Annotated in this window: 21 protein-coding genes and 2 tRNA genes; 11 read left to right on the forward strand and 12 right to left on the reverse strand. The window is 67.9% G+C overall.

Annotated elements, in window-relative coordinates; translation table 11 throughout:
• Window positions 1-2: 2 nt before the first annotated feature.
• Genes CVV72_RS37490 through CVV72_RS37500 form a run of 3 tightly spaced genes read right to left on the reverse strand, consistent with a single transcriptional unit; the run spans window position 3 to window position 2,110 of the window.
• The gene (locus CVV72_RS37490; RefSeq protein WP_034315374.1) at window positions 3-566 is read right to left on the reverse strand and encodes a TetR/AcrR family transcriptional regulator; all 564 of its coding nucleotides are present in this window, start codon (window positions 564-566) and stop codon (window positions 3-5) included.
• Window positions 567-576: 10 nt separating this feature from the next.
• A complete protein-coding gene (locus CVV72_RS37495; RefSeq protein ID WP_219149069.1) occupies window positions 577-1,935 on the reverse strand; it encodes an amidase in 1,359 nt (452 codons plus the stop codon).
• Window positions 1,922-2,110 (reverse strand): hypothetical protein, encoded by a 189-nt coding sequence (locus CVV72_RS37500; RefSeq protein WP_219149071.1) that lies wholly within the window; start codon window positions 2,108-2,110, stop codon window positions 1,922-1,924. Before CVV72_RS37500 ends, CVV72_RS37495 begins: the two co-directional genes overlap by 14 nt.
• Window positions 2,111-2,200: 90 nt before the next feature.
• Here CVV72_RS37500 and CVV72_RS37505 point away from each other — a divergent pair, with 90 nt between their 5' ends.
• The 5 genes from CVV72_RS37505 (at window position 2,201) to CVV72_RS37525 (ending at window position 10,423) form a co-directional block, all read left to right on the forward strand.
• Window positions 2,201-3,076: an MBL fold metallo-hydrolase gene (locus tag CVV72_RS37505; RefSeq protein WP_219149073.1), complete on the forward strand. Its 876-nt coding sequence runs from the start codon at window positions 2,201-2,203 to the stop codon at window positions 3,074-3,076.
• A 577-nt stretch (window positions 3,077-3,653) separates the two neighbouring features.
• Window positions 3,654-4,133 carry a hypothetical protein gene (locus CVV72_RS37510; RefSeq protein ID WP_219149075.1) on the forward strand — a complete coding sequence of 160 codons (480 nt, stop codon included), beginning with the start codon at window positions 3,654-3,656 and terminating at the stop codon, window positions 4,131-4,133.
• A 203-nt stretch (window positions 4,134-4,336) separates the two neighbouring features.
• The gene (locus CVV72_RS37515) at window positions 4,337-7,903 is read left to right on the forward strand and encodes a chemotaxis protein (RefSeq protein ID WP_219149078.1); all 3,567 of its coding nucleotides are present in this window, start codon (window positions 4,337-4,339) and stop codon (window positions 7,901-7,903) included.
• Between the two features lie 29 nt (window positions 7,904-7,932).
• Window positions 7,933-8,406, forward strand: a complete 474-nt coding sequence (locus tag CVV72_RS37520; protein ID WP_219149080.1) for a hypothetical protein — start codon at window positions 7,933-7,935, stop codon at window positions 8,404-8,406.
• Window positions 8,387-10,423: an FG-GAP-like repeat-containing protein gene (locus CVV72_RS37525; protein WP_255632386.1), complete on the forward strand. Its 2,037-nt coding sequence runs from the start codon at window positions 8,387-8,389 to the stop codon at window positions 10,421-10,423. The genes CVV72_RS37520 and CVV72_RS37525 overlap by 20 nt, the downstream gene beginning before the upstream one ends.
• Window positions 10,424-11,936: 1,513 nt before the next feature.
• Here CVV72_RS37525 and CVV72_RS37530 read toward each other — a convergent pair.
• Window positions 11,937-12,009, reverse strand: a tRNA-Lys gene (locus CVV72_RS37530).
• A gap of 194 nt (window positions 12,010-12,203) precedes the next feature.
• Here CVV72_RS37530 and CVV72_RS37535 point away from each other — a divergent pair.
• A complete protein-coding gene (locus CVV72_RS37535) occupies window positions 12,204-13,424 on the forward strand; it encodes an Ig-like domain-containing protein (RefSeq protein WP_219149082.1) in 1,221 nt (406 codons plus the stop codon).
• Window positions 13,425-13,475: 51 nt separating this feature from the next.
• Here the strand turns inward: CVV72_RS37535 and CVV72_RS37540 are convergent, their stop codons facing one another.
• From CVV72_RS37540 to orn, 3 genes are all read right to left on the reverse strand, one after another.
• Window positions 13,476-13,871, reverse strand: a complete 396-nt coding sequence (locus CVV72_RS37540) for a hypothetical protein (protein WP_219149084.1) — start codon at window positions 13,869-13,871, stop codon at window positions 13,476-13,478.
• Window positions 13,872-13,985: 114 nt separating this feature from the next.
• A tRNA-His gene (locus CVV72_RS37545) sits at window positions 13,986-14,061 on the reverse strand.
• Window positions 14,062-14,138: 77 nt separating this feature from the next.
• A complete protein-coding gene (gene orn / locus CVV72_RS37550) occupies window positions 14,139-14,747 on the reverse strand; it encodes an oligoribonuclease (RefSeq protein ID WP_219149086.1) in 609 nt (202 codons plus the stop codon).
• Between the two features lie 112 nt (window positions 14,748-14,859).
• Between orn and CVV72_RS37555 the strand changes: the two genes are divergently transcribed.
• Together CVV72_RS37555 and CVV72_RS37560 are read left to right on the forward strand one after the other, a co-directional pair.
• Entirely contained in the window at window positions 14,860-16,386 is a 1,527-nt protein-coding gene (locus CVV72_RS37555; protein ID WP_219149088.1) for a helicase HerA-like domain-containing protein, read from the forward strand.
• A gap of 46 nt (window positions 16,387-16,432) precedes the next feature.
• Window positions 16,433-16,810 carry a DUF3224 domain-containing protein gene (locus CVV72_RS37560; RefSeq protein ID WP_219149090.1) on the forward strand — a complete coding sequence of 126 codons (378 nt, stop codon included), beginning with the start codon at window positions 16,433-16,435 and terminating at the stop codon, window positions 16,808-16,810.
• Between the two features lie 85 nt (window positions 16,811-16,895).
• Here CVV72_RS37560 and CVV72_RS37565 read toward each other — a convergent pair whose 3' ends face one another.
• The 3 genes from CVV72_RS37565 to CVV72_RS37575 form a co-directional block, all read right to left on the reverse strand.
• Window positions 16,896-17,837: a S1C family serine protease gene (locus CVV72_RS37565; protein WP_219149092.1), complete on the reverse strand. Its 942-nt coding sequence runs from the start codon at window positions 17,835-17,837 to the stop codon at window positions 16,896-16,898.
• 65 nt (window positions 17,838-17,902) lie between these two features.
• On the reverse strand, window positions 17,903-19,231 hold the full coding sequence (locus CVV72_RS37570) for a M20 family metallopeptidase (RefSeq protein WP_219149094.1): 1,329 nt from the start codon (window positions 19,229-19,231) through the stop codon (window positions 17,903-17,905).
• Window positions 19,228-19,998 (reverse strand): class I SAM-dependent methyltransferase, encoded by a 771-nt coding sequence (locus CVV72_RS37575; protein WP_219149096.1) that lies wholly within the window; start codon window positions 19,996-19,998, stop codon window positions 19,228-19,230. Before CVV72_RS37575 ends, CVV72_RS37570 begins: the two co-directional genes overlap by 4 nt.
• A 141-nt stretch (window positions 19,999-20,139) precedes the next feature.
• Here CVV72_RS37575 and CVV72_RS37580 point away from each other — a divergent pair, with 141 nt between their 5' ends.
• From CVV72_RS37580 to CVV72_RS37590, 3 genes are read left to right on the forward strand one after another with little or no spacing between them, the layout of a single operon-like run.
• Complete coding sequence (locus CVV72_RS37580) at window positions 20,140-21,081, forward strand: DNA-3-methyladenine glycosylase 2 family protein (protein WP_219149098.1); 942 nt, start codon at window positions 20,140-20,142, stop codon at window positions 21,079-21,081.
• A 35-nt stretch (window positions 21,082-21,116) separates the two neighbouring features.
• Window positions 21,117-21,830 carry a M50 family metallopeptidase gene (locus CVV72_RS37585; protein WP_126732820.1) on the forward strand — a complete coding sequence of 238 codons (714 nt, stop codon included), beginning with the start codon at window positions 21,117-21,119 and terminating at the stop codon, window positions 21,828-21,830.
• Between the two features lie 52 nt (window positions 21,831-21,882).
• The gene (locus CVV72_RS37590) at window positions 21,883-23,115 is read left to right on the forward strand and encodes an aldehyde dehydrogenase family protein (RefSeq protein WP_219149100.1); all 1,233 of its coding nucleotides are present in this window, start codon (window positions 21,883-21,885) and stop codon (window positions 23,113-23,115) included.
• 142 nt (window positions 23,116-23,257) lie between these two features.
• Here the strand turns inward: CVV72_RS37590 and CVV72_RS37595 are convergent, their stop codons facing one another.
• On the reverse strand, window positions 23,258-24,415 hold the full coding sequence (locus CVV72_RS37595) for an adenylate/guanylate cyclase domain-containing protein (RefSeq protein ID WP_219149102.1): 1,158 nt from the start codon (window positions 24,413-24,415) through the stop codon (window positions 23,258-23,260).
• Window positions 24,415-24,864, reverse strand: a complete 450-nt coding sequence (locus tag CVV72_RS37600) for a universal stress protein (RefSeq protein WP_034315427.1) — start codon at window positions 24,862-24,864, stop codon at window positions 24,415-24,417. The genes CVV72_RS37595 and CVV72_RS37600 overlap by 1 nt, the downstream gene beginning before the upstream one ends.
• Between the last annotated feature and the right edge of the window lie 37 nt (window positions 24,865-24,901).

Consider the following 24,901-nt stretch of genomic DNA (forward strand, 5'->3'; position numbering starts at 1 on the left):
GCTCAGCGGTCGCCTTCGACCAGCGTCGCCACCAGCTGCCGCGCGTACGCGGGCCCGAGTTCGTCCGGCCGGAACAGGATGCGGTACATCATCGGCGCCACCGTGCGGTCGAGCACCGTCTCCACGTCCGGCGCCTGTTCTCCCCGCTCGGCGGCCCGCGCGAGGATCACCTCGATCTGCTCGGCCGCGTACGCCGAGCACTGGCCGGCGTTGGTGCCGTCCGGGTCACCGAGCAGGGCGTCGCGGATGTAGGCGCGTCCCGGCGGCGAGGACATCTCGTCGAGGAACTGTTCGGCCCACGCCTCCAGATCCGCGGCGAGCGCGCCCCGGTCCTCCGGTGGCGCCTCCGGCCTCAGCCGCGCCACGGCGACATCGGACAACAGCTCACGGAGATCGCCCCACCGGCGGTAGATCGTCGAGGGCGTGACCCCTGCCCTGGCGGCGATTTGCGGCACGGACAACGCGTCGCGCCCGGCCTCGGCCTCGAGATCACGCACGGCGGCGTGCACCGATTCCTGGACCCTGGCGCTGCGGCCCCCGGGGCGCACCATCGACCTGCGGCTCATGACGTCCAGCTTAAGCCGTCAGGGCGCCGGCTCGGATCTCCGCGAACACGGCCGTCCGCTCGTAGGCTCGCCCGGCGCGCAGCAGCGCGTCCTCCGCGTACGGACGGCCGATGAGCTGAAGGCCGATGGGCAGCCCGGCGGAATCCAGGCCCGCCGGCACCGTCAGCGACGGCAGTCCGGTGATGTTGGCGGGAGCGGACAGACGCACGTAGGCGTCGGCCACGCTTTCCGTGGTGCCGTCCGGCCACGCGACGCTCTCCTGCCCGGTAGGTACCGCGGTCACCGGCACGGCCGGCGCGGCGATCACGTCGACGGACTTCATCAGGCGCAGCCACTCCCGCCGCATCAGGGTTTGCGCCCGCTGGGCACGCAGGTAATCCCCGGCGGAGACGAGTTCCCCCGCCTCGAGAAGGATCCGCACGTCGGGGCCGTACAGTTCCGGCGTCGTGCGCAGCGTCCGCTCGTGGTAGGCGGTGGCCTCCGGGACCATCAGTCCCCACTGCGTCGCCTGGATGTAGCGCGCCATCGGGATCTCGACCTCGACCAGCCGGGCGCCGAGGGACTCCAGCCGCGCTATCGCCGTGCGCACGGTGGACTCCACCTCGGCGTCGACGCGTTCGAAGTAGTGGTTGCGGGGAACACCGACGCGCAGACCGGGGATCTCACTGTCCACTGTGTACGGCTCGCGGCCGGTCAGCGCGGACAACACGAGCCCCGCGTCGGTCACCGTGCGGGTGAGCGGGCCGACGTGATCCAGCGACCACGACAGCGAGACGACGCCATCGCGCGGTACCAGGTCGTACGGCGGTTTGAGGCCGACCACGCCGTTCAGCGCCGCGGGCGTCCGTATCGAGCCGCCCGTGTCGGTTCCCAGCGCGAACGTCGCCGTGCCCGAGGCCACCGCGACGGCCGATCCGCCGCTCGACCCGCCCGCTACACGACCGGGATCCCAGGCGTTGACGGTCTGCGGGGTGACGAGGCCGTAGGCGAACTCGTGGGTGTGGGTCTTGCCGACGAGCACCGCGCCCGCCGCCTCCAGCCGTGCCGCGACCGCACTGTCGGCGGTGGCGCGGTGCCCGACGCGCACACGCGAACTGCCCGTGGTCGGCAGGCCCGCGACGTCGATGAGGTCCTTCAGCGCCACCGGGATCCCGTGCAGAGGACCGCGCCGGGCTCCGGCGGCGATCTCTCGTTCGGCGCGGCGTGCCGACTCGCGCGCGCGGTCCGCGGTGACGGTGACGTAGGCGCCCAAGCGCGGGTCGACCCGCGCCATGCGCTCCAGCACCGAATCGACGAGGTCGACCGGTGACAGCTCCCGGTTCCGGATCGCCTGCGCGGCGGCGTCGAGTGTCAGCTCATACGGCTGCATCGTGGTCTCCCCTTCGGTAGGGCGCGGTGTCACCGAAGTCCAGTTCGCGCAGGACTCCGATGACGGAGTGGATGTGGCCGGCGGTGGCGGCCACGTCGGCGTGGCGCTCGGTGGGCAGGGTGAGCCCAGCGCGGGCGGCCAAGCTCGCCGCTTCGGTCGGGCCGAGATCGGACATGTCGACTCCAAAAGCCAAGGATTTGCTTTAAGCGACCCTAGGCCCTAGATTCGGCTAAAGCAAATATGTTGCGTTTAGCTGGAGGAGGGGATGACCGTGTCTTCCTGGACCGTGGGTGATTTCGCCGTGCGACGCGTGGACGAGGTGGTGCTGCCGCCGTCGACCGGCCCCTGGCTGCTACCCGCCGCCACGCCGGAGGTCGTCGCCGGGCACGGGTGGCTGCGTCCCGATTTCGCCGACGGCGCCGGGACACTGCGCCTGGCCACCCACAGTTTCGCGATCTCGGCGGGCGGCCTGAAAATCCTGGTGGACACCGGGATCGGGAACGGAAAGCGGCGAGCCAACCCCGCCTGGCACGACCTGCGCACCGGCTATCTCGACGAGCTCACGGCCGCGGGGTTCTCGCCGGAGAGCGTCGATCTGGTGGTGCTGACCCATCTGCACGCCGACCACGTGGGCTGGAACACGCGAGCGGTGGCGGGTGAGTGGGTGCCGACCTTCCCCAACGCCCGGTACCTGACCTCCCGGACGGAACGGGAATTCTGGGCGGGGTACGACATGGACGAACCCCGGCGGCAGATGTTCCGGGACTCCGTGCACCCCGTCGAGGACGCGGGCTTGCTGGACCTGGTCGACGTCCCTGCCGACGGCGTGGAAGTCGCCCCCGGCGTCCGGCTCGTGCCGACGCCCGGGCATACGCCGGGTCACGTCGCGGTCCGGCTGGGCAGTGGCGACGAGACCGCCTTGATCACCGGTGACAGCGTCCATCACCCGGTCCAGATCCCCCACCCGGACATCGGCAGCTGCGTCGACATCGATCCCGGCCTCGCCGAGGCCACCCGACGCTCACTGCTCGCTTCGCTCGCCGACACCGGCACCCTGGTACTCGGGACCCACTTCCCGTCGCCGACCGCCGGGCGGGTGGTCTCAGCGGAGACCGCCCTCTCCTGGACCGCGACGAGCTGATCGGCGGCGCGGCGTTTCTCGGGATCGTGAGAACCGGGTTTGGATTTTTCGGACCCGGAAGCGCGACTTAGGCCTTGTAGCGGCACCGACTGGGCTGGGCCTGCTTCTCAACGGAAGGTCGCCTGAAACTTGATGATCGAGCCGGGGTCCGACCGATTCGGCCGGCAATACCGGCCTGAGATTTACGTGGTCAGACCTGCTTACCTTCTTGCATTTCGTAAGACTGGCCGGTTCGCGACGATGCTTTCGGCCGTGCGGGAGAGGGCGTGATGACGCCACTGTCGGCGAACGCGGTCAAGGAGGTATGGCTGGGTCGAGAGGTCGGCCGCGAGCGGGGATGAGGTGCGGCAGGACCTTACATCGCATGCTTCATCGGTATCGAACAAGCGTGCGTCAGCGTTACGGCCGGCGATTTCGGCCACATCGAGATCGGCGCCACGAGTCGGCTTCCGCGGGAGTGGGCTGTTCGGCCGTATCGCTCTCCGGTTGTTGACTAACAGAATAAGGCTTGGATAGGATTCCTGTGGCCTCAGTAAGCGGCTGCAGGCCGACTGGGGTCTAGGGGAGGATCGTCATTGTGACGTTTTACTCGCGCATGCTCGGCGTGGGCACTATTTCCGCTGTCGCGTTCACATTCCTTTCTGTTTCGACCGCTGAGGCGGCCACGTCGGACGATCCGCCACCTGTCGTGGAGGACTACGACTATCCGGGTGCCGATCAGATCTTCGCGCAGCACGGTATTCGCCTGTTGAAGGGTGACGGACATATCCTGTTCACCGAATGCGGCGGTGGCGCCAACCTCGTGGAAGTGTGGAGCCGGACCAAGAACGTTCCGTTCTGCTTCAAGATCACCGGTGCCAAAGGGTACCTCAGCATGGATCTCGCCAGGGTCTACTTGATCAAGGGTGACGATCACGCGCTGAAAGCGACGATGAAGATCAAGGATGCGCCAGTGGTTGTGGACATCCCCAGGAATTCCTGGACATCGGTCGGCGAAGGCGCAAATCCGGAAAACGGCTACTCGTCGCTTGCGGAATTTGTTTCCGCCGGTTCCTGATTCGTATTACCCGAGGTCTGTTCGCCACTTTATCTGCCATGAATCTGTATTCGTGATCGTGCGCCTTCGGTTGACGGCGCGCGATACTGTTGAGCCCGGAATCTTATTCCGAGTGCTCGGTGGGGGGCGCTGTCGTGATCATGGAATTCGAAGCGAGATCCGTAACTCCGAGAAGGTCGAGACTCGCGGCACTCTTGTGCTTCGTGGCCATCCTGGCCCTGATGGCGGGTTTGGTGAGCACCGTCCCGGCCTTCGCCGATCCTGTCCCCGATGATGGTCAGGAAGAGGTATCGGACAGATCGAAGGTGGTGGCCGCCTGGGAAACCGGCGGTTCCGCGGTCCGGGAAGCGGCGGAAGCCGCCCTGCTCGGCAGCGATCAGGTTGTTCGGGACTTCCTGGCGTCCGGTCTGCGCGACGCCGGTGATCATGACACCCGTCTCAGTATGGCCAAACTCCTCGCGACGGCGGGTCCTGCGGTCAAGACGGCCGCGCAGGCGGCGTTGAGCGGCACGCCCGCGGAGATGCGGCAGTTCCTCGAGACCGGTGTGCGTGAGCCGTGGGAGCAGGATGTCCGTGTTCGGGCCGCGCAGATCCTGAGCACCGGCGGTCCCGGTGTCAAAGAGGCTGCGCAAAAGGCGTTGAACGGTCCGTTCGAGGGCATCGCCGAGTTCGTGCACAGCGGCTGGGAAGGCGCTCAGCAGCACGATGACCGTGTCCGTGTGGCGCAGCTGATGGCCACGGGTGGGCCTGCCGTGAAGCAGGCCGCGCAGGTCGCCCTCTCGGGCGGTGCGGAAGAGCTGCGTGAGTTTCTGTCCACGGGTCAGTACGTCGCGCGGGAGCGGGACGACGAAACGGCGAGTGTGGCCAGTCTCGCCGCCGCAGCCAAGGAGGCGGGCGACCGTGCGGCGGCCGAAACCGCCTTGGCGACACAGGCGTCGGACCAGGCCGTCAAGGCTGCAGGCCTGGCGAAACAGGCGGCGGAACGGGCGGCCGCGGAGACGGCCGCCGCGAAGGACGACGCCAACCTTGCCTCGGCTGCGGCAGGACGGGCCGCGGACGCCGCCACTCGTGCGGCCGCGTCGGCGCGGGAAGCGATCAGCGCGGCGAACGCGGCGAGTCAGGCGGTCCGGGCGGCGGCCAACGCGGCCAATCGTGCTGCCGCGGCCGCGGTGCTGGCCGGTAAGGCCGCGACTCGCGCCTACAACGCGGCCGCGGGTGCGGCTACTGACGCGGGGAAGGCCAACGACGCAAGGGAAGCGGCTGTCACCGCCAAGTCGGTCGCGTTGAGCGCCACGGCCGCGGCCGATGCCGCCGCCGCGGTCGGCGCCGCAGCCAGGGCGGCGGGTAACGCGCTGCAGGCGGCGTTGAGCGCAGCGTCGAACGCCGACGCGGCCGGCACGGCTGCCGATGCGGCCGGTAGACACGCCAACGTGGCCGGTGCCGAGGCTGACCGTGCGAAACGCGCGGCCGCCGACGCGAAGCGGGCCGCGGCGCGTGCGGTGCGAGCGGGGAACGCCGCCGTGGCCTTCGCCAGGGAAGCGGCCACGGCGGCGGATGAAGCCCGCGCAGCGGCGACCAGGTCCGCCGGACACGCGAACGCCGCGGCCGACGCTGCCAACGCGGCCGCCCAGCACGCCGGTGAGGCGGAGCATGCGGCAGCTCGGTCGGAAGCGCACGCACAAGCCGCGAAGGTCGCTGCTGAAAGCGCGACCGCGGCCGCGGCCAAAGCGAAGCTGACAGAGGAGTCGGCTCGCGTGGCGGATGCCGAGCGGTTGGCCACTGAAACCGAAGAAGCGGTCGAACTCGCTCAGGCACTTCGTGCCGCGACGGACGCGATTCCTGCACGACTTCCTTGGGACACTGAGGAGTCGTTGCGTCTCAGCCAGGAATCCAAGCGCCTGATCGCCGAAGCCACGGCACCTGGCGCTCCCCGGGAAACCGTCGTCGCGAACGGCCGGAAGGTCGCTCTGCGACAGCTGACCGAAACCAACACGGGGCCGATCAGCCGGTCGATGGCGAAGAGCGTTCTCGCTGGGGACGAGGTCGCCGTCACCGAGTTCGTCCGTGCTGGTCTGGCGATCGCGGCGGAACAGGACGACCGGGCGAGGGTGGGGCATCTCGCCGAGAGCGAGATCCCGGCGCTCAAGACGGCTGCGTTGGCGGCTTTGAGCGGAACTGTCGAGCAGGTCAGGGAGTTTCTGCGAAAGCAGCCGTATGAAGGTAAGGAGAACGATGAGCGGCTGGCGATCAGCCGGTTGCTTGCCTCCGGTGGGCCGGGTGTGCGGACTGCCGCGCAGGCGGCGCTCGACGGTGACGCCGACGCGCGGCGTGAGTTCTTGCGGACGGGTCAGTACGAGGCCGCCGAGCACGACGACCGGATAGTGGTCGCGCAGGCGCTGCAGAACGGCGGCGCAGAGGTGAAGGCGGCCGCGCAGATCGCCTTGGCCGGGCCCGTCCTGGAGCTTCGGGAGTTCGTCCAGTTCGGACGGCTTCAGGCCGAGCGGCGGGACTCGGACATCGCGTCGCACGTGGCGACAGTCCGTCGGTATGTCGCCGAAGCCGCGGCGTCCGCGGCGGCGGCCAACGAATCCGCCGCACGTGCGCTGGAGACGGCGGCGATCGCCCGCAACGCGGCGAACGAGGCGAAGGGCTACGCGGACCAGGCGAAAGCCTCCGCCGATAAGGCGAAGGAGTACGCGGACCAGGCCAAAGCCTCCGCTGCTGAGGCGCAGACCTCGGCCAACCGGGCGGCCCAGTCGGCCAGCCAGGCACGTCAGGCTGTCGCCTCCGCACAGCGGGACGCCGCCGCAGCCGCTCAGTACGCGACCAAGGCGGCAGGCTCGGCAGCGTCGGCGCGAAGCGCTGCCTCCCGCGCGGCCGGTTACGCCGAGGACGCTCGTAGGGCGGCGAAGGCCGCCGGTAAGAGCGCCGAGGAGGCCGGCCGCGCCGCGAGCGACGCCGCCGAACACTTCCTCCGGACCTGGACAGGCACCTCCCCGGACCAGCGGCCCGCCGATCTCAGGACAGCACAGTTCGACAGCGGCCTCATGGTGCTGTTCACCAATGGGGAATGCTTCGTCAACGGTGTGCAGCTGCCGTTCGCAAGCTATGGGCTCACCCAATGCGAAGCCATCGGCCGGGAAATGAACGCCTGGTGGTTCGACGGTGGCTACGAGTACCAGGACGGCCCGCCCCACGGCCTCTTCGATCCGAATCGCGGGGACTACGAAACCCTGCTGATGAAGCGCTTCTGCGAGGAAAAGCCGAACGCCTGTTCAGCCGATTTGAAGGCGTTACTCGCCGCAGTCAGCGGGAATGTGCATAAGTATCCGGTGCTGGAAAGCGGGCCCGGAAACTCTGCGCGAGCCTTCGAAAAGCTTCTTGAGAGGATGCTGAAGCTAAGGGCGGCTGGCGGACTAACCAACAAGATAATCCGGGCTGATCTGTCAAGGAACATACTTCGGGACTTCGCATCCAGGAGTTATCAGATCGGCGAGCGCATGATATTGCTGCCGAAGGAAAGGATGGCGCACATCCTTGAACGTCATCATCCCCGATACTGGAATGGCACCCTGACGCAGCAGCAGGACTTCTTTTCTGGTCGAACCACCGTTGACGAAATCGAGGACTTGATCACCAGGGTCCTAAATCAGAATCGCGACAAGATTCTTCGGGGGGAGAAGAGTCTGGATGGCATCGTCAATGGGAAATCCTACAGGTTGGAACTGGACTGGAATGGAGGTAGGGTCAGCACCTTCTATCCGCAGTAGTGCGGAAGCTGGCGGTGAGAGGACTCGGCATGGTGACGGCCGGTACTATATTGTGGATCGACGATGAGCGAGGCGGGAGCTTTGTTGAAGTCGACAGCTGCGACAGCCTGCCTCAGCTGCGACGAGGTGCCGAATTGACAGGGGCTATCAAGCTCGAGGTCAATGGGGTGGAGGTACTCGGCCAGCGTTTGGTCGACAACATTGTGATGATGTGGTCACGCGTCGGGAGCATCGTCAACGAATATGGGAATGGGCGTCCGGCCAGGATGGGTCTTCCTGAACAGAACATTTACTTTGCGCTCGAGCCGCTCGCCAGGAAGCAAATTCTGGTTTCATGTGAAGGTGGAAGTCTGGGAAGGGTGGCGGCTGCGGCCGGAGAAGAAGAATTGCTGTTCGCTCTCAGATTCGCCGGCAACGAGTTCTATGACAAGATGGAAGAACTGAACGGGCGATTTTGGCCGGCGGATCGCACGCTTCTCAATCTTGGTTCGGACTTTCAGTAGTTGCTTGCTTGGCCGGCTGTATGGGTTTATCGCGGTCTGCCTAGGCAGGATATCGAGGGGATACATGAAGAAAACGACAGCGTTCGCCTTCGCGGCCTTGACCGCGGTAGCGTTCGGAGGCGCCGTCACCGGGCCGGCACAAGCCGTTTCCGGCGGTGCCGCGGCGGCGGACGGGGCATACGGGTTCGCCGCGAAGATCGAGATCGACGGGAGCGCGTGCAGCGGTGCTCTCGTGGCATCGGAATGGATCGTGACCTCCGCGACCTGCTTCCCCGATAACCCGCAAGGCGGGGTGCCCGCCAAGGCGGCGACCGCCATCGTGGGCAGGACTGACCTCTCCGGTACCACCGGCAAGGTCGCCAAGGTGACGAACCTCGTCTCCCACCCGAGTCGCGGCGTGATGCTGGCCAGGATCGACACGGCCATCACCGACATCGCGCCGGTGACGCTGGGCGGTGCGACCGCGACCGCGGGCGAGAAGCTGCGTCTGGCGGGCTATGGGCGCACCGGCACCGAATGGGTCCCGAACAAGCTTCACTCCGCGGTGTTCACTGTAGGCACACCGACTGCGAACGATCTTCCCCTCATCGGGGACAACGGCGCCGATGCTTGCAAGGGCGACGCGGGCGGTCCGGTTTTCCGTGAGGTGGCGGGCAGGTTCGAACTGGCCGGTGTGGTGGGTGCTTCCTGGCAGCACGGCTGTCTCACTGTGACCGAGACCCGCCAGGGCACCAACGCAACTCGGACCGACGACTTGGCCCCGTGGATCCGGCAGCAGACGTTCGTCGTGACGGCCAAGGCGGTCGATCACGCGATCACGGTCAAGTGGGCTCCGGTTTTGGGGCAGGGACAGTTGACGTACCGGGTCTACGCGGGGGAGGAGCCCTCGGTTCCGGTGGCTGAAGCTCGCCGCATCGGTTCGACGACGGGAACCAGCTTCACCCATAAGTCGTTGCCCGCCAAGAAGACTTTGTACTACCGGGTCGTCACGACGTTGGCCAATGGGCCGGATCTGGTGTCGGACCCGGTTTCGGCGACGACGCCGGTCCCCACTGTGAGTGACTTTTCCGGTGATGGTAAGGACGACATCGCGGTCTTCACCCGTACCAGCACGGCGGACGTCTTCGCGGCGGTGTCGGATGGTGCCAAGTTCGTGGGCAATTCGGTCAAATGGCATGACAGGTTCGCGACGAACAACGAGGTGCCGCTCGCCGGCGACTTCGACGGCGACGGCAAAACGGACATCGTGACCTTCACCCGCGGAACGCTCGGTGACGTGTATGTGGCGCTGTCCGACGGTGGCAAGTTCGTCGGTGACTCGCAGCAGTGGCACGGCGATTTCGCGTTCGGCGAGGAGATTCCCGCTGTCGGTGACTTCGACGGAGACGGCAAGGACGACATCGCGGTCTTCACGCGCGGGACGACGGCTTCGGTCTATGTCGCCTTGTCGGACGGCAAGAAGTTCGTGGGCAACGGGGTGAAGTGGCACGGCCGGTTCGCCGGCGGCGCCGAAGTTCCCGTGGTCGGTGACTTCGACGGAGACGGCAAGGATGACATCGCCACCTTCACCCGTGGCACGGCGGGCGACGTCTTCGTGGCGTTCTCGGACGGCGGCAAGTTCGTCGGCGACTCCCTGCAATGGCACGGCGATTTCGCCTTCGGTGACGAGATCCCAGCGTCGGGTGATTTCGACGGCGATGGCAAGGACGACATCGCGGTCTTCACCCGTGGGACGGCGGCCGATGTCTATGTGGCGATTTCGAACGGTACGAGATTCGTCGGAAATTCCGTGAAGTGGCACGACAACTTCGCCTATGGGACGGAGTTGCCCGCGATCGGCGACTTCACCGGTGACGGCAAGGCCGACATTGTCACTTACACACGCGGCACGAGAGCGGACGTTTATGTCGGAGCGTCCGATGGGGCGAAGTTCGTGGGCGCCTCCGTTCTCTGGCACGGCGATTTCGCCTTCAATGAAGAGGTGACCGCGCCAAGGGCTTTCGCTCTCGGATTCTGAGTAACCGACCGGTGTCGGGCGGGGCGTCATCGCCCTGTTCGACACCGGTCCTTTTCGCGTGCACGATCGAGTGAGGCAAGATCTTTCCGGCATGGACAGTGTTGTCATGCGACAGAAATTCGGATAGTTGTCCGTCTTCACAGACCCGGTGAAACTCGCGGTCGGACCCGTGTCCAGGTGCGGAGCTGGGCCGATCAGCTCGTGCCTCGCGGGAACGTGGTGGCTCCTGACAAGTTGCGATACCGAGCTGGGACCGCTCTTTCGTCCGTACCTCGCTTTGCCCAGCCTCGTCGTCATGGCTGGAATGCTGCTCACCTGGCGACGCGGTGCTACACGGTGGTTCCGACTGCCACACCGACTTGTGCTCCCGGTGCGGTATCAGGTGTTCTGGATAGGCCCACCACGAACGCTCTTCCCGACCGCGGCGTGTGAAGGAAGCTTTCGGGCATTGCGGGACGGCGGATGGGCTTACGTTGCTGAAGGCGACGCTCCGTACCTGCTGTGGATCCCGGTTGCAGCCGTGCCATGAGCGCCGTCATGCCGGTGACGTATGTCGTCCGCGTCAAGATGACGACTTCATGCCCGGGAGTGTGTTTCTTCCCGCGACGTTCGCCTGCTGCTCCCGGCGCAGGGACCAAGCTGACCTTCGTATCCGTTGCCGTGGTCGCCGTCGAGCCGTGCTGCCGACGGTGCACAGCACATCGCGGCGCTTGCGCGGGAAAGAACCCCGGAGGCGCCTGGTCGACTGCTGCCCCGCCCGCTCGGCGCAGGCATGAGGAGTGCGCCGGCTTGCCGGTGCTTTGGTGGAGTCGTGAACCTGGATGCCGAGCGGTTCACGACGTCGACCCTGGCCGAGGTCGCGGCGCTGCCCGCTGTTGTCGATCTGACGACCACCGCACACGCATCAGGGATCGGCCGGACCACGGCCTGGCCCGCGGGCGTGTGGACAACGCAGGGCAGACACCTACCTGGACGCGGCGTCACCGGAGCCGAAGACCATCTCGTCGGAAGGCCTCGTCGCACTCGACACGAACACCGTCCTCGTCCTGCGCAGCACATCGCATGTCAGGACGCGGATAAGGCCCGGCTCGGCAGTGCCTGGGGCGTCAGCGGGCTGCTGCTTACTCGGCCAGACGGGAATCCTCTACATCCGGCCGATGTCACCGACCGGTTCTGCGAGATCGTCCGCCAAGCCGGGCTGCCCGCCTATCCGCCTGTACGACCTTCGGCACGGCGCCGCCACGCTCGCCCTCGCCGCCATGAAGATCGTTCAGGCCATGCTCCGGCACTCCTCGATCACCGTGACCATGGACACCTGCACCACGGTTCTGCCGGAGATCGCACTCGCAGCGGCCGAGGCCACGGTCAAACTCATTTCCAGGAACCCTGCCCGACAGCTCGGGCTCGTCTCGGGCGCGGATCAGACCACAATGGACACGAAGGAAGTGGAAGAAAGGCGTCCGAATAGCACAAAACCCCACGTCATCGAAACCGAAAACGTGGGGTTTGGGTGTGCGCCATCAGGGACTCGAACCCCGAACCCGCTGGTTAAGAGCCAGCTGCTCTGCCAATTGAGCTAATGGCGCCTGCTTGTTCCGCCGCTTTGGTGTCCCCTCGGCGACGTGGAAAACATTAACACAGGGTGGCTGGGACCCGTTTCAGGGGGGTCCCCTAACGCCGGGCCGGGACGTATTCGGCCATCCGGCCGCGAGCGTTGCGGCCGGTCAGGCAGACTATAGCCAGACGTTGGGGTTGGTACCACGCGAAACGGGCGGTGTGCATGAGGGTCTGGGGAGCGACGGGGCGGTCGCGGGTGGCTGTGGTGGCATTGGTGGCCGGGTTCACACTGGCCGCGTGCAGCAGTACACCGTCGGGTGAATCGCCGTCGCAGGGTGGTGCTCCTGGGGGTTCGCAGCAGAGTGCGGCGCCCGCGCCGGAGCCGAAGCCGGCCGTGATGACGCTGACCCCGGCGCAGGGGGCGGCGAACGTGGCGCCCGGCGAGCCGGTCACGGTGGCCGTGGCCGACGGCAAGGTGGGCGAGGTCAAACTGACCGGCACCGACGGCAAGGTCGTCGCGGGCAAGCCGAAGGAAGACGGTACGGGCTGGGAGTCGGCGGAACCGCTCGGCTACGGCAAGACCTACACCGTCACCGCGGCCGCGACCGGGACCGACGGCAAGCCGGTCACCGCGACCTCGACGTTCTCGACGGCCAAGCCGGGCCGCCAGATCGGTGTCTCGATCAACCTGGTCGAAGGCGAGACGGTCGGCGTCGGCCTGCCGTTGATCTTCACCTTCACCGGCAACGTGCCGGACAAGGCCGCGACCGAGAAGGCGCTGAAGATCGTCACCGAACCGCAGGCCGAAGGCGCGTTCCACTGGTTCGGCGAGAAGACCGTGATGTGGCGGCCCAAGGAGTACTTCAAGCCCGGCACGAAGATCTCGGTCAACGCGGCGATCTACGGGAAGAACCTCGGCAACAACACCTTCGGCCGCGAGGACAAGCCAGCCAAGGTGGTCGTCGGTGACAAGCTGGTCGCGACCGCGGACGGTGGCACGCACCAGATGAAGGTCGTGGTGAACGACCAAGAGGTCAAGCAGATGCCGATCTCGATGGGCAAGCCGTCGAGCAGCACCCCGGCCGGGACCTACACGGTGATGAGCGAGCACACCGGGTACACGATGGACTCCAGCACGTACGGCGTCCCGACGGACAGCAAGGCCGGCTACCGGACGTTCGTGAAGTACGCGGTGCGCATGTCGAACAGCGGCATCTTCTACCACTCGGCGCCGTGGTCGGTCGGTTCGCAGGGCAAGCGGAACGTGAGCCACGGCTGCATCAACCTGTCGACCGAGAACGCGAAGTGGCTGATGGACACTTCGAAGAAGGGCGACATCATCACGGTGACCAACTCCGGCCCGCAGGTGCTGGAGCCCACCGACGGGTGGTCGGTGTGGCAGATGTCGTGGGATGACTGGAAGACCGGCGGCGACCGGAACTGACCTATGGCCATGAGGGGTCCCGTTAGGACGAATTCGTCCTGACGGGACCCCTCATGGCGTTTCGGGCGGCGGGGTGCCGTAGTGGTACTCCCACTGCACTTCGCCGCTGGTCTTGTAGCGGCACTTCTGGGTGCCGGTGTCCCAGGTCTTGTCCGGATCACGACGGCACTTCTGGTGCTCAAGTTCGGCGAGGTACTTCTGGGACTGGGCCTTGGTGCAGCTCGGGTAGCCGGGCTCGCAGCGCCACGGTGACTTCTTGACCGAAGACTTCGGCGGGCTCACCGTCACGGTCACCGGCGGCGGTACCGAAGTGGACGGCGTCGCGGTCACGGTCGTGACCGGTGTCGACGTCATCGCCGGCACCGGTGTCGGGTTCGGTGGGTGGGCCGTGCAGGCGGAGATCAGCGCGAAGAGTCCCGAGATCACCAAGACCGGCCAGCGTCTCATGGCAACCTCCGCGCGAGTTACTTCCTGAACTCGCGCGAGCGCCACGCCGCGTTACCGATACCCGGATAAAGCTGAACCCCAGCCTGCCGGAAGAACCGGCCGAACTGGGGTCGATGGGGTGAGCGACGGGTTTCGAACCCGCGACCTCCTGGACCACAACCAGGTGCTCTACCAGCTGAGCTACGCCCACCATCGCCGGGCTCGGGGAGCTCCCCATCACCTCGGCCGCACTATATTAGCGTGCCCGTTTCGGGGGCTCGCAACGGGTTACCGTTGGTGGCGTTCCTGCACTTCAGCGGCCGCGGCCTTGGCCTGTTCGGTGGTCGGGCCGGGCTGCGGGACGAAGGCGGCGCGACGGTAGTAGTCGAGCTCTCCGATGGATTCCTTGATGTCGGCGAGCGCGCGGTGCGCGAGGCCCTTCTCGGGCTTGGCGTAGTAGATCCGCGGGTACCAGCGCCGGACGAGCTCCTTCACCGACGAGACGTCGACCATGCGGTAGTGCAGGTGCGCGTCGAGAAGGGGCATGTCGCGGGTGATGAAGCCGCGGTCGGTGGCGATGGAGTTGCCGGCGAGCGGGGCGACGTTGGCCTCGGGCACGTGCGCGCGGACGTATTCGAGCACGCGCTGCTCGGCTTCTGCCATGGTCACGGTCGAGCGCCGGACCTCTTCGGTGAGGCCGGAGTGGGCGTGCATTTCGCGGACGACCTCCGGCATGCCGTCGAGGGCTTCGTCGTCGGCGTGGATGACGATGTCGACGCCTTCGCCGAGGACGTTGAGCTCGGCGTCGGTCACCAGCGCGGCGATTTCGATCAACGCGTCCTTGCCGAGGTCGAGCCCCGTCATCTCGCAGTCGATCCAGACTAGGCGGTCGTTCACCCCGAAACCCTAACCCGACCCGGGGATTCGTGACGCGCGACGTGCGGGTTCGGCGCGTTGCTGGCAGCGTGTGCATCCTCAGGTGAGTCATGTCACAGATCGGGGAGCGACAGTGGCCGAACAGGGTCCAGCCCAGGAGATCGCGCAGGGGTACGTGAGCGAAGGCGCGGCGGTCGAGCTCGGCGCCGTCGTGCTCGACGGCAAGACCGACGCCGGTGCGGCGGTCCGCCTGCCACTGGCGACGCTGAACCGGCACGGGCTGGTCGCGGGCGCGACCGGTACCGGCAAGACCAAGACCCTGCAGCTGATCGCTGAGCAACTGTCGGCCGCGGGAGTGCCCGTGGTGCTGGCGGACGTGAAGGGCGACCTGTCCGGGCTCGCCGCGCAGGGCGAGAGCAACGACAAGATCGCCAAACGTGCGGAAGAGCTGGGCGACTCCTGGGAGCCCGCCGCGTTCCCCGTGCAGTTCCTGTCGCTGGGCACGGGCGGCAAGGGTTCGCCGATCCGGGCGACGATCACCAGTTTCGGCCCGATCCTGCTGTCGAAGGTGCTGGGGCTCAACGAAACCCAGGAGTCGACGCTCGGCCTGATCTTCCACTGGGCCGACCAGCGCGGGTTGGCGCTCCTGGATACGAAGGACCTCCGCTCGGTCATCACGCACCTGACGAGTGACGAGGGCAAGGAGGACCTCAAGGGCATCGGCGGCGTCTCGGCCGCGACGGCCGGGGTGATCCTCCGCGCGCTGTCCAATCTGGAGGCTCAGGGCGGCGAGGACTTCTTCGGCGAGCCCGAGCTGGACGTCCACGATCTGATGCGCGAGGCGGACGGCAAGGCGATGGTGACCCTGCTGGAGCTGGACAACCTCCAGTCGAAGCCCGCGCTGTTCTCGACGTTCCTCATGTGGCTGCTGGCGGAGTTGTTCGAGGAGTTGCCCGAAGAGGGCGACCTCGACAAGCCGAAGCTGGTGTTCTTCTTCGACGAGGCGCACCTGCTGTTCAACGACGCCTCGAAGGCGTTCCTGGAACGCATCGAGCAGACCGTCAAGCTGATCCGTTCCAAGGGCGTCGGCGTGTTCTTCTGCACGCAGCTCCCGACGGACATCCCGAACAACGTCCTGAGCCAGCTGGGAGCCCGGGTACAGCACGCGTTGCGGGCGTTCACGCCCGAGGACCAGGCGGCGCTGACGAAGACGGTGAAGACGTATCCGAAGACGAAGCACTACGAACTGGACTCGGCGCTGACGTCGCTCGGTATCGGCGAAGCGATCGTCACCGTCCTTTCCGAGCGGGGCGCGCCCACGCCGGTCGCGTGGACCCGCCTTCGCGCGCCGCGTTCGAAGATGGGCTCCATCGGTGCCGAAGCGATCTCCGGGGCGACGGCGTCTTCGGACTTGCACGCGAAGTACGCCGAGACGATCGACCGTGAGTCCGCCTACGAGAAGCTGGCCGCGAAGGTGGCCGCGCCGCCTGCGGGCGAGGCGCCGCCGCCCGAGGCCCCCACTCCGAAACCCGAGAAGCAAGAGCCGGGCATGGTCGAGCAGGCGATGAAGAACCCGGCGGTGAAGTCGTTCCTCCGCTCGGCGGCGAGCGCGCTGGGACGGGAGATCACCCGAGGTCTCTTCGGGAACCGCAGGCGATGAGAAAACCTGACGCGATCTGTCAGGTATGCCCGGCAAGGTGGGCGGCATGACCAATACCGCGACCGCGTCGTTCACCGTGGACGGCTGGGAACCACAAGCCACCGAGAAGCCCGAAGCCACCGAGTTCTCGCGGGTGCGGCTGACCAAGACGTTCACCGGTGACGTCGAGGGGACCAGCGCCGTGGAGATGCTGACGGCGGTGAACGAGACGTCGTCGGCGTACGTCGCCTTCGAGCGGCTGGCCGTCACTGTCGACGGGCGCAAGGGTGGCTTCGTCCTGCATCACTCGGCGGGGGAGAACGGGCATCATCTGATCGTCTTGCCGGGCTCCGGTCACGGTGAACTGGCGGGTATCACCGGAACGGCGAAGATCGTCAAGGACGACGAAGGCAACCACACCTTCACCCTCGTCTACGAACTCTGAAAGTCCGTGAGGGCCTCTGATGAAAGGAGGCCCTCACGGACAGTGCCTGCTGGGCCGCCCCCTGACAGCGGTCCAGACGGCCGGATCAGCCGACGATCTGCTCGACGATCTTCTTCGCGTCGTTGATGGGGATCGCGAAACCGATGCCGATGCTGCCGGTCGAGGCCGGGTTGTACAGCGCGGAGTTGATGCCGATGACGTTCCCCTGCGCGTCCACCAGCGCCCCGCCCGAGTTGCCCTGGTTGATCGGGGCGTCGGTCTGGATCGCGGTGTAGCTCGGGCCGGCTTCGTTCGTGGTCCTGCTGTAGGGCGAGCGCCGCTCCTGACCACTGCTCAGCTCGTCGAGCTTGCGGTTCAGTGCGCTCACGATCCCGGTGGTCACGGTGTTCTGCAGCCCGCCGGGTGAGCCGATCGCGACGACCTGCTGGCCGACGGCGAGCTTGCTGGAGTCGCCGAGCGAAGCCGGCGTCAGGCCGCTCGCGTCCTTCGCCTGGAGCACGGCGATGTCGGCCTTCGTGTCGGCGCCGACCACGCTGGCTTTGTACTGCTTGCCGTCCGACAACGTGACGGTCACGTCGCCCTCGGCGTCGGCGACCACGTGGGCGTTGGTGAGGATGCGTCCGTCCGCCGTCAGGATGACGCCGGAGCCGACCGCCTCACCCTGGGCGGTGGTCACGTTCACCTGGACGACACTCGGCGTCACCTTCGCGGCGACCGCGCTGACGTCACCCGAAGTGTTGTTCCCGACCAGTTGCCCGTTGGCGACCGCGGACGAACCCGTGCCCGACGCCGAAGACGCGGAGCCGAGCCCCGCGATCGCCGCTCCACCGACCCCGCCGACGAGTGCGGCGGCGAGCGCCGTCGCACTGACGAGGACGGCGACCCGCCCGCCCTTCTTGCGCGGCGGCGGGGTGACGAGCGGATTCGGCGCGGCCTGCCAAGGGGTGTAGCCGGGGTACTGCTGCTGATGCGGCGGCTGGTGCCCACCGGTGGAGGCGGGGCCGGGCCGACTCTCGTTCTCGGTCATGGAACAAGATTCGCGCCCGTAGTTGTGAGCCGCCTGTGGAGAACCCCAGGGCTTTCCTGAGAATCTCAGTCGAAGAACGCCGGGACGTCCAAGGCCCCGCCCGACGCCTCGAACTCCTCGTGCACCGCGGCGCGGAGTTTCGCGTCGGCCAGGTAGTCGACGGCCGTCAGCGCCAGCCCCAGCGCGCCGTCGACGACCGCGCGATCGCCGTCCGGCGAACCGGCCGCGGTCGCGAACTCCTTGGTGTGCAAGGCGGTCGTCGGCCCGGCGATGGCGATCATCGGGTGGATCGCGGGCATCCGGTAGGAGAGGTTGCCGAGATCCGTCGAACCGGTGAGGAATTCGGGCACGATCCCCGGTGGCAGCGGTTTGCGGCCGGCGTCGACCTGGTGCACCGACCAGCGCCCGGCGAGGGTGGTGTTGAACCGGATCGGCAGATACGCGGGCTGGTCGTCCCAGTTCAGTTCGACTCCGCAGCCGGTCATTTCCGCCGCACCGCGCGCGATCGCCGAAACCCGCTCGGCGAGGTCGCGCAGCGTGTCCGGCTGCGCGGAGCGGAGATAGAACAGGAGTGCCGCACGTTCGGGGACGACGTTCGGCCGCGCGCCACCGTCGGTGAAGACGCCGTGGACGCGGTCGCTGGAGGGCAGATGCTGCCGAAGCGCCGCGACACCCTGATACGCGGCGACGGCGGCGTCGAGCGCGTTGCGGCCCATGAACGGCTGAGCCGAGGCGTGCGCGCCGACACCGTGGAACACCATTTCCAGCTGTCGCCTGCCGAGGAACGGGTGCATGGCGATGTCGTGGCTGAACGGATGCAGCATGACCACGGCGTCGACGTCGTCGAAAACGCCGGCGCGGGCCATGGTCTCCTTGCCGCCACCGCCTTCCTCCGCCGGTGTGCCGATCAGCGAGACCCGGCCGCCCAGCCGTCCGGCGACCGCCGCCGCGCCGAGGAAGCCGCCCGCGCCCGCGGTGCAGATGACGTTGTGCCCGCAGCCGTGGCCGAGGCCGGGAAGCGCGTCGTATTCGGAGAGGACCGCGATATGCGGCCCGCTGCCAGGGGTGGTCGTGACCAAGGCGGTGTCGAGTCCGCCCGCGCCGATCGTCACCTCGTGTCCGTGCCGCTCGAGCAGGTCGCCGAGCGCCCGGACCGAGCGGTGCTCGGCGAAACCCTCTTCGGGATGAGCGTGCAGGTCTTGGCTCAGCCCCACCAATTCCGCCTCCAGCGCGCGGATCTCGGCGCTGACGGCGGCTCGCGTGGCGGCGTCCGCGCCGTCATGGGGTGAACCGAGGGGTTCGGCCGCGGCGACGGCGTCCGCGGTCGCGTCGACCAGCGAGCGGAGGTAGCCGTCGTCGGGAGGGATCGGCGAAGCGTGCTCAGAGCGGATCATTTCCGGATGTTAACTCCTAGCTCGCCGGTGACGATCTGCGTGACGCCGGCGTACCGCTCGCCGACGTGGTCGAAGCCGCGCCGGTACAGCTTCGCCGCGATCTCGCCGCGGTCGAACATCCGCTGTCCGCTCAGCCTGCCGAGGACGGTGTCCGCGAGCCGCATCGGCTGATCGCTGTGCCGGGCGCTGGTCAGCAGCACCAGCGAGCCGCCGGGTTTCAGCACGCGGGCGAACGAATCCAGCGCCGCGTCCGGATCGGCGAACATGTGCAGCGCGGCGAAACAGCAGACGGCGTCCACAGTGGAATCGTCGAGTGGCAGATCGACGGCGTCGGCGCGCAGATAGGTCACCGAAGGGGGATTGGGCGCGGCGAGTGCCTTCTCCAGCATGGTGACCGAACCGTCGAGCCCGATGGACAGGCCGTCCGGCCCGACCGCTTCGCCGAAGGCGCGGGTGAACCTGCCGGTGCCGCAGGCGACGTCCAGCGCGACCTGGCCGGGGCGCAGGCCGAGCGCCTCGATCGCGATGCGGACCTCGTCCGCCATCGTCGGGCCGTTCAGTCCTTTCGCGACCCTGCCCAGCGCCGGGCGCCAGTACCGCTCGTAGATCATCGGCACGGCGGAGGTGTGCATCAGCCGCTGCGCGAGTCCGGTCGGCGGCCCCGCCTGCGGGATTTCTCCCAGCAGGTCAAGGAAATCCTTCCCGGTGGCGGTCGGCGTGGTGCCCGGCCGCAGCAGGCTCCTCAGACGTTCGCGATGGTCCGGCATGGCTGCTCCCTTCACGGTCCTCACCGGAGAATCTGCCATGACCGGCCCGTTCGCGACATTCCCGCCGCCGCGACCCGAAACTGTCGGTGGCCGTCTCTAACGTCGGAGGGAGTCGCCGTTCCCCAGCCGAAGGAGCCCGAAATGACCGGCTCGATCCTGCAGCACCCCGCAACGACCACGCTCCGCATCCCGGTGCGCGGCCCGTTCGACCTCGACAAGTCCATCCGCTTCCTGACCGCTTTCCCGCCCGCGTGCCGCGCGGACGCCGCCGCCGAGCCCGGCACCCTGCGCTTCGCCTTTCCCGCCGAAGCGGGCTGGGAGCACGTCGGCGCGGCCGTCAGACAGAGATCGCCCGGTTCGATCGAGGTGGAGGTCTTCGCCGAGGAGAGGCTCGCCGTCGAAGTCGGCGCCCAGGTCCGGCGGATCCTGTCGGTGGACGTCGACGGCGTCGGCTTCGCCAAGATCGGCACGGCGGATCCCGTGGTGCGCCGCCTCCAGCAGGCGCACCCCGGTCTGCGGCCGGTGCTGTTCCATTCGCCCTATGAAGCGGCCTGCTGGGCGATCCTGAGCCACCGGGCGGGGATGTCCCAGGCGGCCACGGTGAAACGACGGCTCGCCGAGGAGTTCGGCAGGCCGGTGGACGTCGGAGGGAAGGTCCTCAGATCGTTCCCGGCGCCCGACGTACTGGCGGGGCCGGAGGCCGGGCGCGGCCTGCCGGAGGTGAAGGCCGAGCGGTTGCGCGCGGTGGCCAACGCCGCCAAGGACGGTCTGCTCGACGCCGCGTACCTGCGTGCGATGCCGGTGCCGGACGCGTTGCGCTGGTTGCAGCGCTTGCCGGGCATCGGCCCGTTCTCGGCACAGCTGATCCTGATCCGGGGCGCCGGGCATCCGGACGTCTTCCCCAGTGGCGAGCCCCGGTTGCAGGAGGCCATGCGGGCCGCGTACGACCTGCCGCTGGCGCCACCAGAGGAGTTGGAGGAGCTGTCCGCGGTGTGGCGGCCGTTCCGCAGCTGGGTGGCTTTCGCCCTGCGGAACGCCGGGGAGTTTCGCACGCGCGGGATCGGAGGTTCGATGACCGCCTGACACGGGACATATCCGGCCTGTGGTGAGCTGGTGAGGTGAGCTCGTCTCCCGCCGAAACGGTTTCCGACATCGCCCAGTCCACCCCGCCCGGCACGATCACCCTGGTCACCGGTGGTCTCGCGCTGCTCGTGGTGCTCTCAGGCAGGCCTTGGCGGATCGCCCGCAACCTGATCACCCTCGTCCACGAGGCGGGCCACGCGCTGGCGGCGGTGCTGGTCGGCCGTCGGCTGCAGGGCATCAAGCTGCACTCGGACACCTCCGGCGTCACGGTCTCCCGTGGCAAACCGGAGGGCCCGGGGATGGCGTTCACCGCGCTGGCCGGGTACCCGGCGGCCGCCGTGCTCGGGCTGGTGTTCGCGGGACTGCTCTCGTCGGACCTGATCACCGTCGTGCTGATCACGATGGCGTTGATGCTGCTGGGTGTGCTGGTGATGGTGCGCAACACCTACGGCGTGTTCACCGTGGTCGCCAGCTCGGTGGTGCTCGGGCTGGTCGCGCTGGTGGCGCCCTCCTGGTTCCAGGCGATCTTCGTCTACCTGCTGACCTGGTTCCTGCTGTTCGGCGGTGTCCGGCCGGTGGTCGAGCTCCAGATCAAGCGGCGCCGGGGAGCGGCCAGGGATTCCGACGCCGATCAGCTCGGCAGGCTCACCGGGATGCCCGCGGTGCTGTGGGTGCTGGTGATGGCCGTGCTGACGGTGAGCTGTCTCTTCGCGGGCGGGTTGTGGCTGCTGGAGCCGACCGTCGCCTGACCGGGGCGGTACGGCAGACTGATGGCTCGTTCCGCGCGGAAGGAGTCAGCAGATGGATGAGGTCGCCAAGGCCGTCGAGGAATGCGCTCGATCGGCGAAACGGGCCGCGCCGTCGCTGGCCGCCGCCACCGCGGAGGCGATCGACGCCGCGCTGAACGCCATGGCGGACAAGCTTGTCGAGCACGCCGGCGTCGTGCTCGAAGCGAACGAGGCCGACATCGCCAAGGCACGCGAGGACGGCATGAGCGCGGGCCTGCTCGACAGGCTCACCATCACCCCCGAGCGGCTGACCGGCATGGCCGAACAGCTCCGTCTCCTGGCGGGCGCGCCGCATCAGGAGCGGTCCGTCGATGTGTCCACTTTGGACGGCGGACTGCGGCTGGTCGAGCGCCGTCGCCCGGTCGGCGTGATCGGTGCGAACTACGAGGCGCGCCCGAACGTCACGGTGGACGTCGCCTCGCAGCTGGTGAAGTCGCGCAACGGTGGGGTGCTCCGCACGGGTTCCGCCGCGCTCGGCTCGGCCCAGCGCCTGCGCGAAACCGTGATCGCCCCCGCGCTCGCCGAGGCGGGTATCGACCCGGACGTCATCCAGCTGGTGCCGCGTGCCGAGCGTGAGGCGGCTTCCGCGCTCGTCCGGTTCCCCACGCTCGTGCCGCTGGTCATCCTGCGCGGCAGCGGCGACAGCACCCGGGCGCTGGCCACCGAGGCGGCCGTCCACGGAGTCCGGACGCTGGCCCACGCCGACGGCGGCGGCGTGCTGTACGTCGACGAAGCGGCCGACACCGACAAGGTGCGCGACCTGGTCTTCAACAGCCTCGACCGGCTCGGCGTCTGCAACCGGCTGAACCTGCTGCTGATCCACGAGGACGCCCACGACCGCGTCTGGCCCGGCATCTCCGGCGCGCTGGCCGAACGCGGCGTCACTCCTTCGCTCGCCCCGCACGAGCACGCCATCGGCTACGAATGGGCGCTCGACTCGGACCGCGAAGCGACCGTCACCGTCGCGAAGGTCTCCGGCCTGCCCGAAGCAGCGGAGATCGCCAACGAACGGACCTCCGGCCTCGCCGCCGGCATCGTGACCGAAAGCAACGAAGCGGCCGACGCGTTCTTCGACGCGTACACCGGCACCGGCGTCTTCTGGAACGCCCCGACCCGGTTGCTCGACGGCTTCAAGCTCCTCGCCGTCCCCGAGACCGGCATCAACCTGGACAAGGTCCCCGGCCCGCGTGGTCCGGTCACCTACACCGACCTCTACGTGCGGCAGTACGCCGTGCTGCCCGCCTGACCACGCGTGTCGTCCATCTGATCACGCGTGTCGTCCCTCCAGTCACGCGAAATCGCCGACCGCAGGCCGGCTCTGACCCGAATCGCCACTCGCGACCGCTCGGCGGTGGTAGCAAAGGTCCCTTGCTGCCACCGGCAGGGGGTCAGCGCCGCCGACGCTTCGATCGAGGCCGGGGCGGCAACGAGTCCGCGGTGGCGTCCTCGACCTCGTCCGGAACGTCTTCCGATGCGGGCGTCGGGTCCTGAGCGGGGGTGGCCAGCCCCAGCATCTCCGCGGCGAGCTGTTGAGAAGAGGCGAACATGCCCGAAGGCCGATCCCGCGCCCGGCGCAGGGACGAAGGCCGCAGCCGGTTGTAGCCCCGCACCGAAACCGGCCGCCGCGAGCGGACCTCGTACTGCGGGAAGCCCGAAAGCTCGCCGGCGAGTTCCCTGTCCACCAGGATGGTGCCCGGCCGCGCGGTCGAGGTGAGGCGGGCGGCGAGGTTCACGACCGAGCCGTAAACGTCGCCGAACCGGCTTAGGATCCGGCCCGAAGCCAGCCCGGCGCGCACGGAAGGCAGGGTCTCGTCGGCATCGGCGCGTTCGGACAGGGCGAGGGCGATCTCGGCCCCGTCGACGGCGGAATCGGCCACGAACAGGACCTCGTCGCCGATCATCTTCACGATCCGCCCGTGGTGATCCGCGACCACCTCGGTGGCGACGGATTCGAACCGGTCGAGGATGTCGGTCAGCTCTTCTTCGTCGACCTGCCTGGTCAGCCGGGTGTAGCCGACCATGTCGACGAAGCCGACCACTTCGGTCCTCGCTTCGAGGTCTTCCTCCGGCATGGCCAGCGCACGGCCGGCGTAGGCGGCCAGGTGGCGGCGCCAGACGAATTCCTGCACCTTCTCCAGCTCGGGCAACAGCCGCTCGACGAGCCGTCCGATCTGGCGTTCGCTGCTGCCGATCTCCTTGTTCTCGGTGATCATCGTCCACAGCATGTGGACCTGCCATTCCGCGAGGCGCGAAAGGTGCTGGCCCAGCGCGCGCGTCACGGCCAGCTCGATACTCGGGTCGATCAGCCCCGAGTTCATCAGCTGATCGGCCGTGCGGATCGCTTCGATGTCGGCGTCGGTGAAGACGACCTCGTCGTCGTCGACCGTCGCGAAGCCCAGCGCACGCCAAAGGCGCCGAGAGCGTTCTTCGGGAACGCCTGCCTTCTCGGCGACTTCGAGCCGGGTGTACTTGCGCCTACCACCGAGCAGGATCCGTTCGAGGCGCTGTTGCAGCGCGTCGGGCGAGATCTCGCCGGGTTCGGGCATCAGGTGGTGTGGACGATGAGCACGTCCACCCCGGACTTCCGCGCGACCTCGGACGGCACGGAGCCCAGGATGCGGCCGGCGAGCGTGTTCAGCCCGCGGTTGCCGACCACCAGCAGGTCCGCGGAGCGCTCGGAGACGACCTTGCGCAGTGAGTCGACCGGGTCGCCGACGACCGCGGCGGTCTCGATCGTCTTCGCGCCGGCCTTCGCCGCCCGGTCACGGGCGGACAGGAGGGTGTCCTCGGCCGGTGCCGAGCCGACGACCTGGTACGCCTCGTCGCCGAGGACGTCCTGCGCCTTCTCCACGTCGCCCTTGTTGGCGGGGTAGTAGGCGCACACGATGACCAGGGTCGCTCCGGAGTCCCCGGCGACACCCGCCGCCCGGTCCACCGCGGCGAACGAGGAATCCGATCCGTCCGTGCCCACGACCACGGTCCGATATGCAGCCATCCGCAACCTCCACCGATCTGACAGCCCGCGCCTGCGC

The sequence above is a fragment of the Amycolatopsis sp. TNS106 genome (assembly GCF_019330265.1).
Lineage (GTDB): Bacteria > Actinomycetota > Actinomycetes > Mycobacteriales > Pseudonocardiaceae > Amycolatopsis > Amycolatopsis lurida.

Excerpts from the sequence above, each read along its gene's own strand:
- CVV72_RS37505 (WP_219149073.1), top strand. The coding sequence starts at position 2,201 with ATGACCGTGTCTTCCTGGACCGTGGGTGATTTCGCCGTGCGACGCGTG.
- CVV72_RS37490 (WP_034315374.1), bottom strand. The coding sequence starts at position 566 with ATGAGCCGCAGGTCGATGGTGCGCCCCGGGGGCCGCAGCGCCAGGGTC.
- CVV72_RS37500 (WP_219149071.1), bottom strand. The coding sequence starts at position 2,110 with ATGTCCGATCTCGGCCCGACCGAAGCGGCGAGCTTGGCCGCCCGCGCT.
- CVV72_RS37570 (WP_219149094.1), bottom strand. The coding sequence starts at position 19,231 with ATGATCCGCTCTGAGCACGCTTCGCCGATCCCTCCCGACGACGGCTAC.
- CVV72_RS37535 (WP_219149082.1), top strand. The coding sequence starts at position 12,204 with ATGAGGGTCTGGGGAGCGACGGGGCGGTCGCGGGTGGCTGTGGTGGCA.
- CVV72_RS37600 (WP_034315427.1), bottom strand. The coding sequence starts at position 24,864 with ATGGCTGCATATCGGACCGTGGTCGTGGGCACGGACGGATCGGATTCC.
- CVV72_RS37590 (WP_219149100.1), top strand. The coding sequence starts at position 21,883 with ATGGATGAGGTCGCCAAGGCCGTCGAGGAATGCGCTCGATCGGCGAAA.
- CVV72_RS37595 (WP_219149102.1), bottom strand. The coding sequence starts at position 24,415 with ATGCCCGAACCCGGCGAGATCTCGCCCGACGCGCTGCAACAGCGCCTC.
- CVV72_RS37575 (WP_219149096.1), bottom strand. The coding sequence starts at position 19,998 with ATGCCGGACCATCGCGAACGTCTGAGGAGCCTGCTGCGGCCGGGCACC.
- CVV72_RS37580 (WP_219149098.1), top strand. The coding sequence starts at position 20,140 with ATGACCGGCTCGATCCTGCAGCACCCCGCAACGACCACGCTCCGCATC.
- CVV72_RS37560 (WP_219149090.1), top strand. The coding sequence starts at position 16,433 with ATGACCAATACCGCGACCGCGTCGTTCACCGTGGACGGCTGGGAACCA.
- CVV72_RS37520 (WP_219149080.1), top strand. The coding sequence starts at position 7,933 with ATGGTGACGGCCGGTACTATATTGTGGATCGACGATGAGCGAGGCGGG.
- CVV72_RS37565 (WP_219149092.1), bottom strand. The coding sequence starts at position 17,837 with ATGACCGAGAACGAGAGTCGGCCCGGCCCCGCCTCCACCGGTGGGCAC.
- CVV72_RS37540 (WP_219149084.1), bottom strand. The coding sequence starts at position 13,871 with ATGAGACGCTGGCCGGTCTTGGTGATCTCGGGACTCTTCGCGCTGATC.
- CVV72_RS37495 (WP_219149069.1), bottom strand. The coding sequence starts at position 1,935 with ATGCAGCCGTATGAGCTGACACTCGACGCCGCCGCGCAGGCGATCCGG.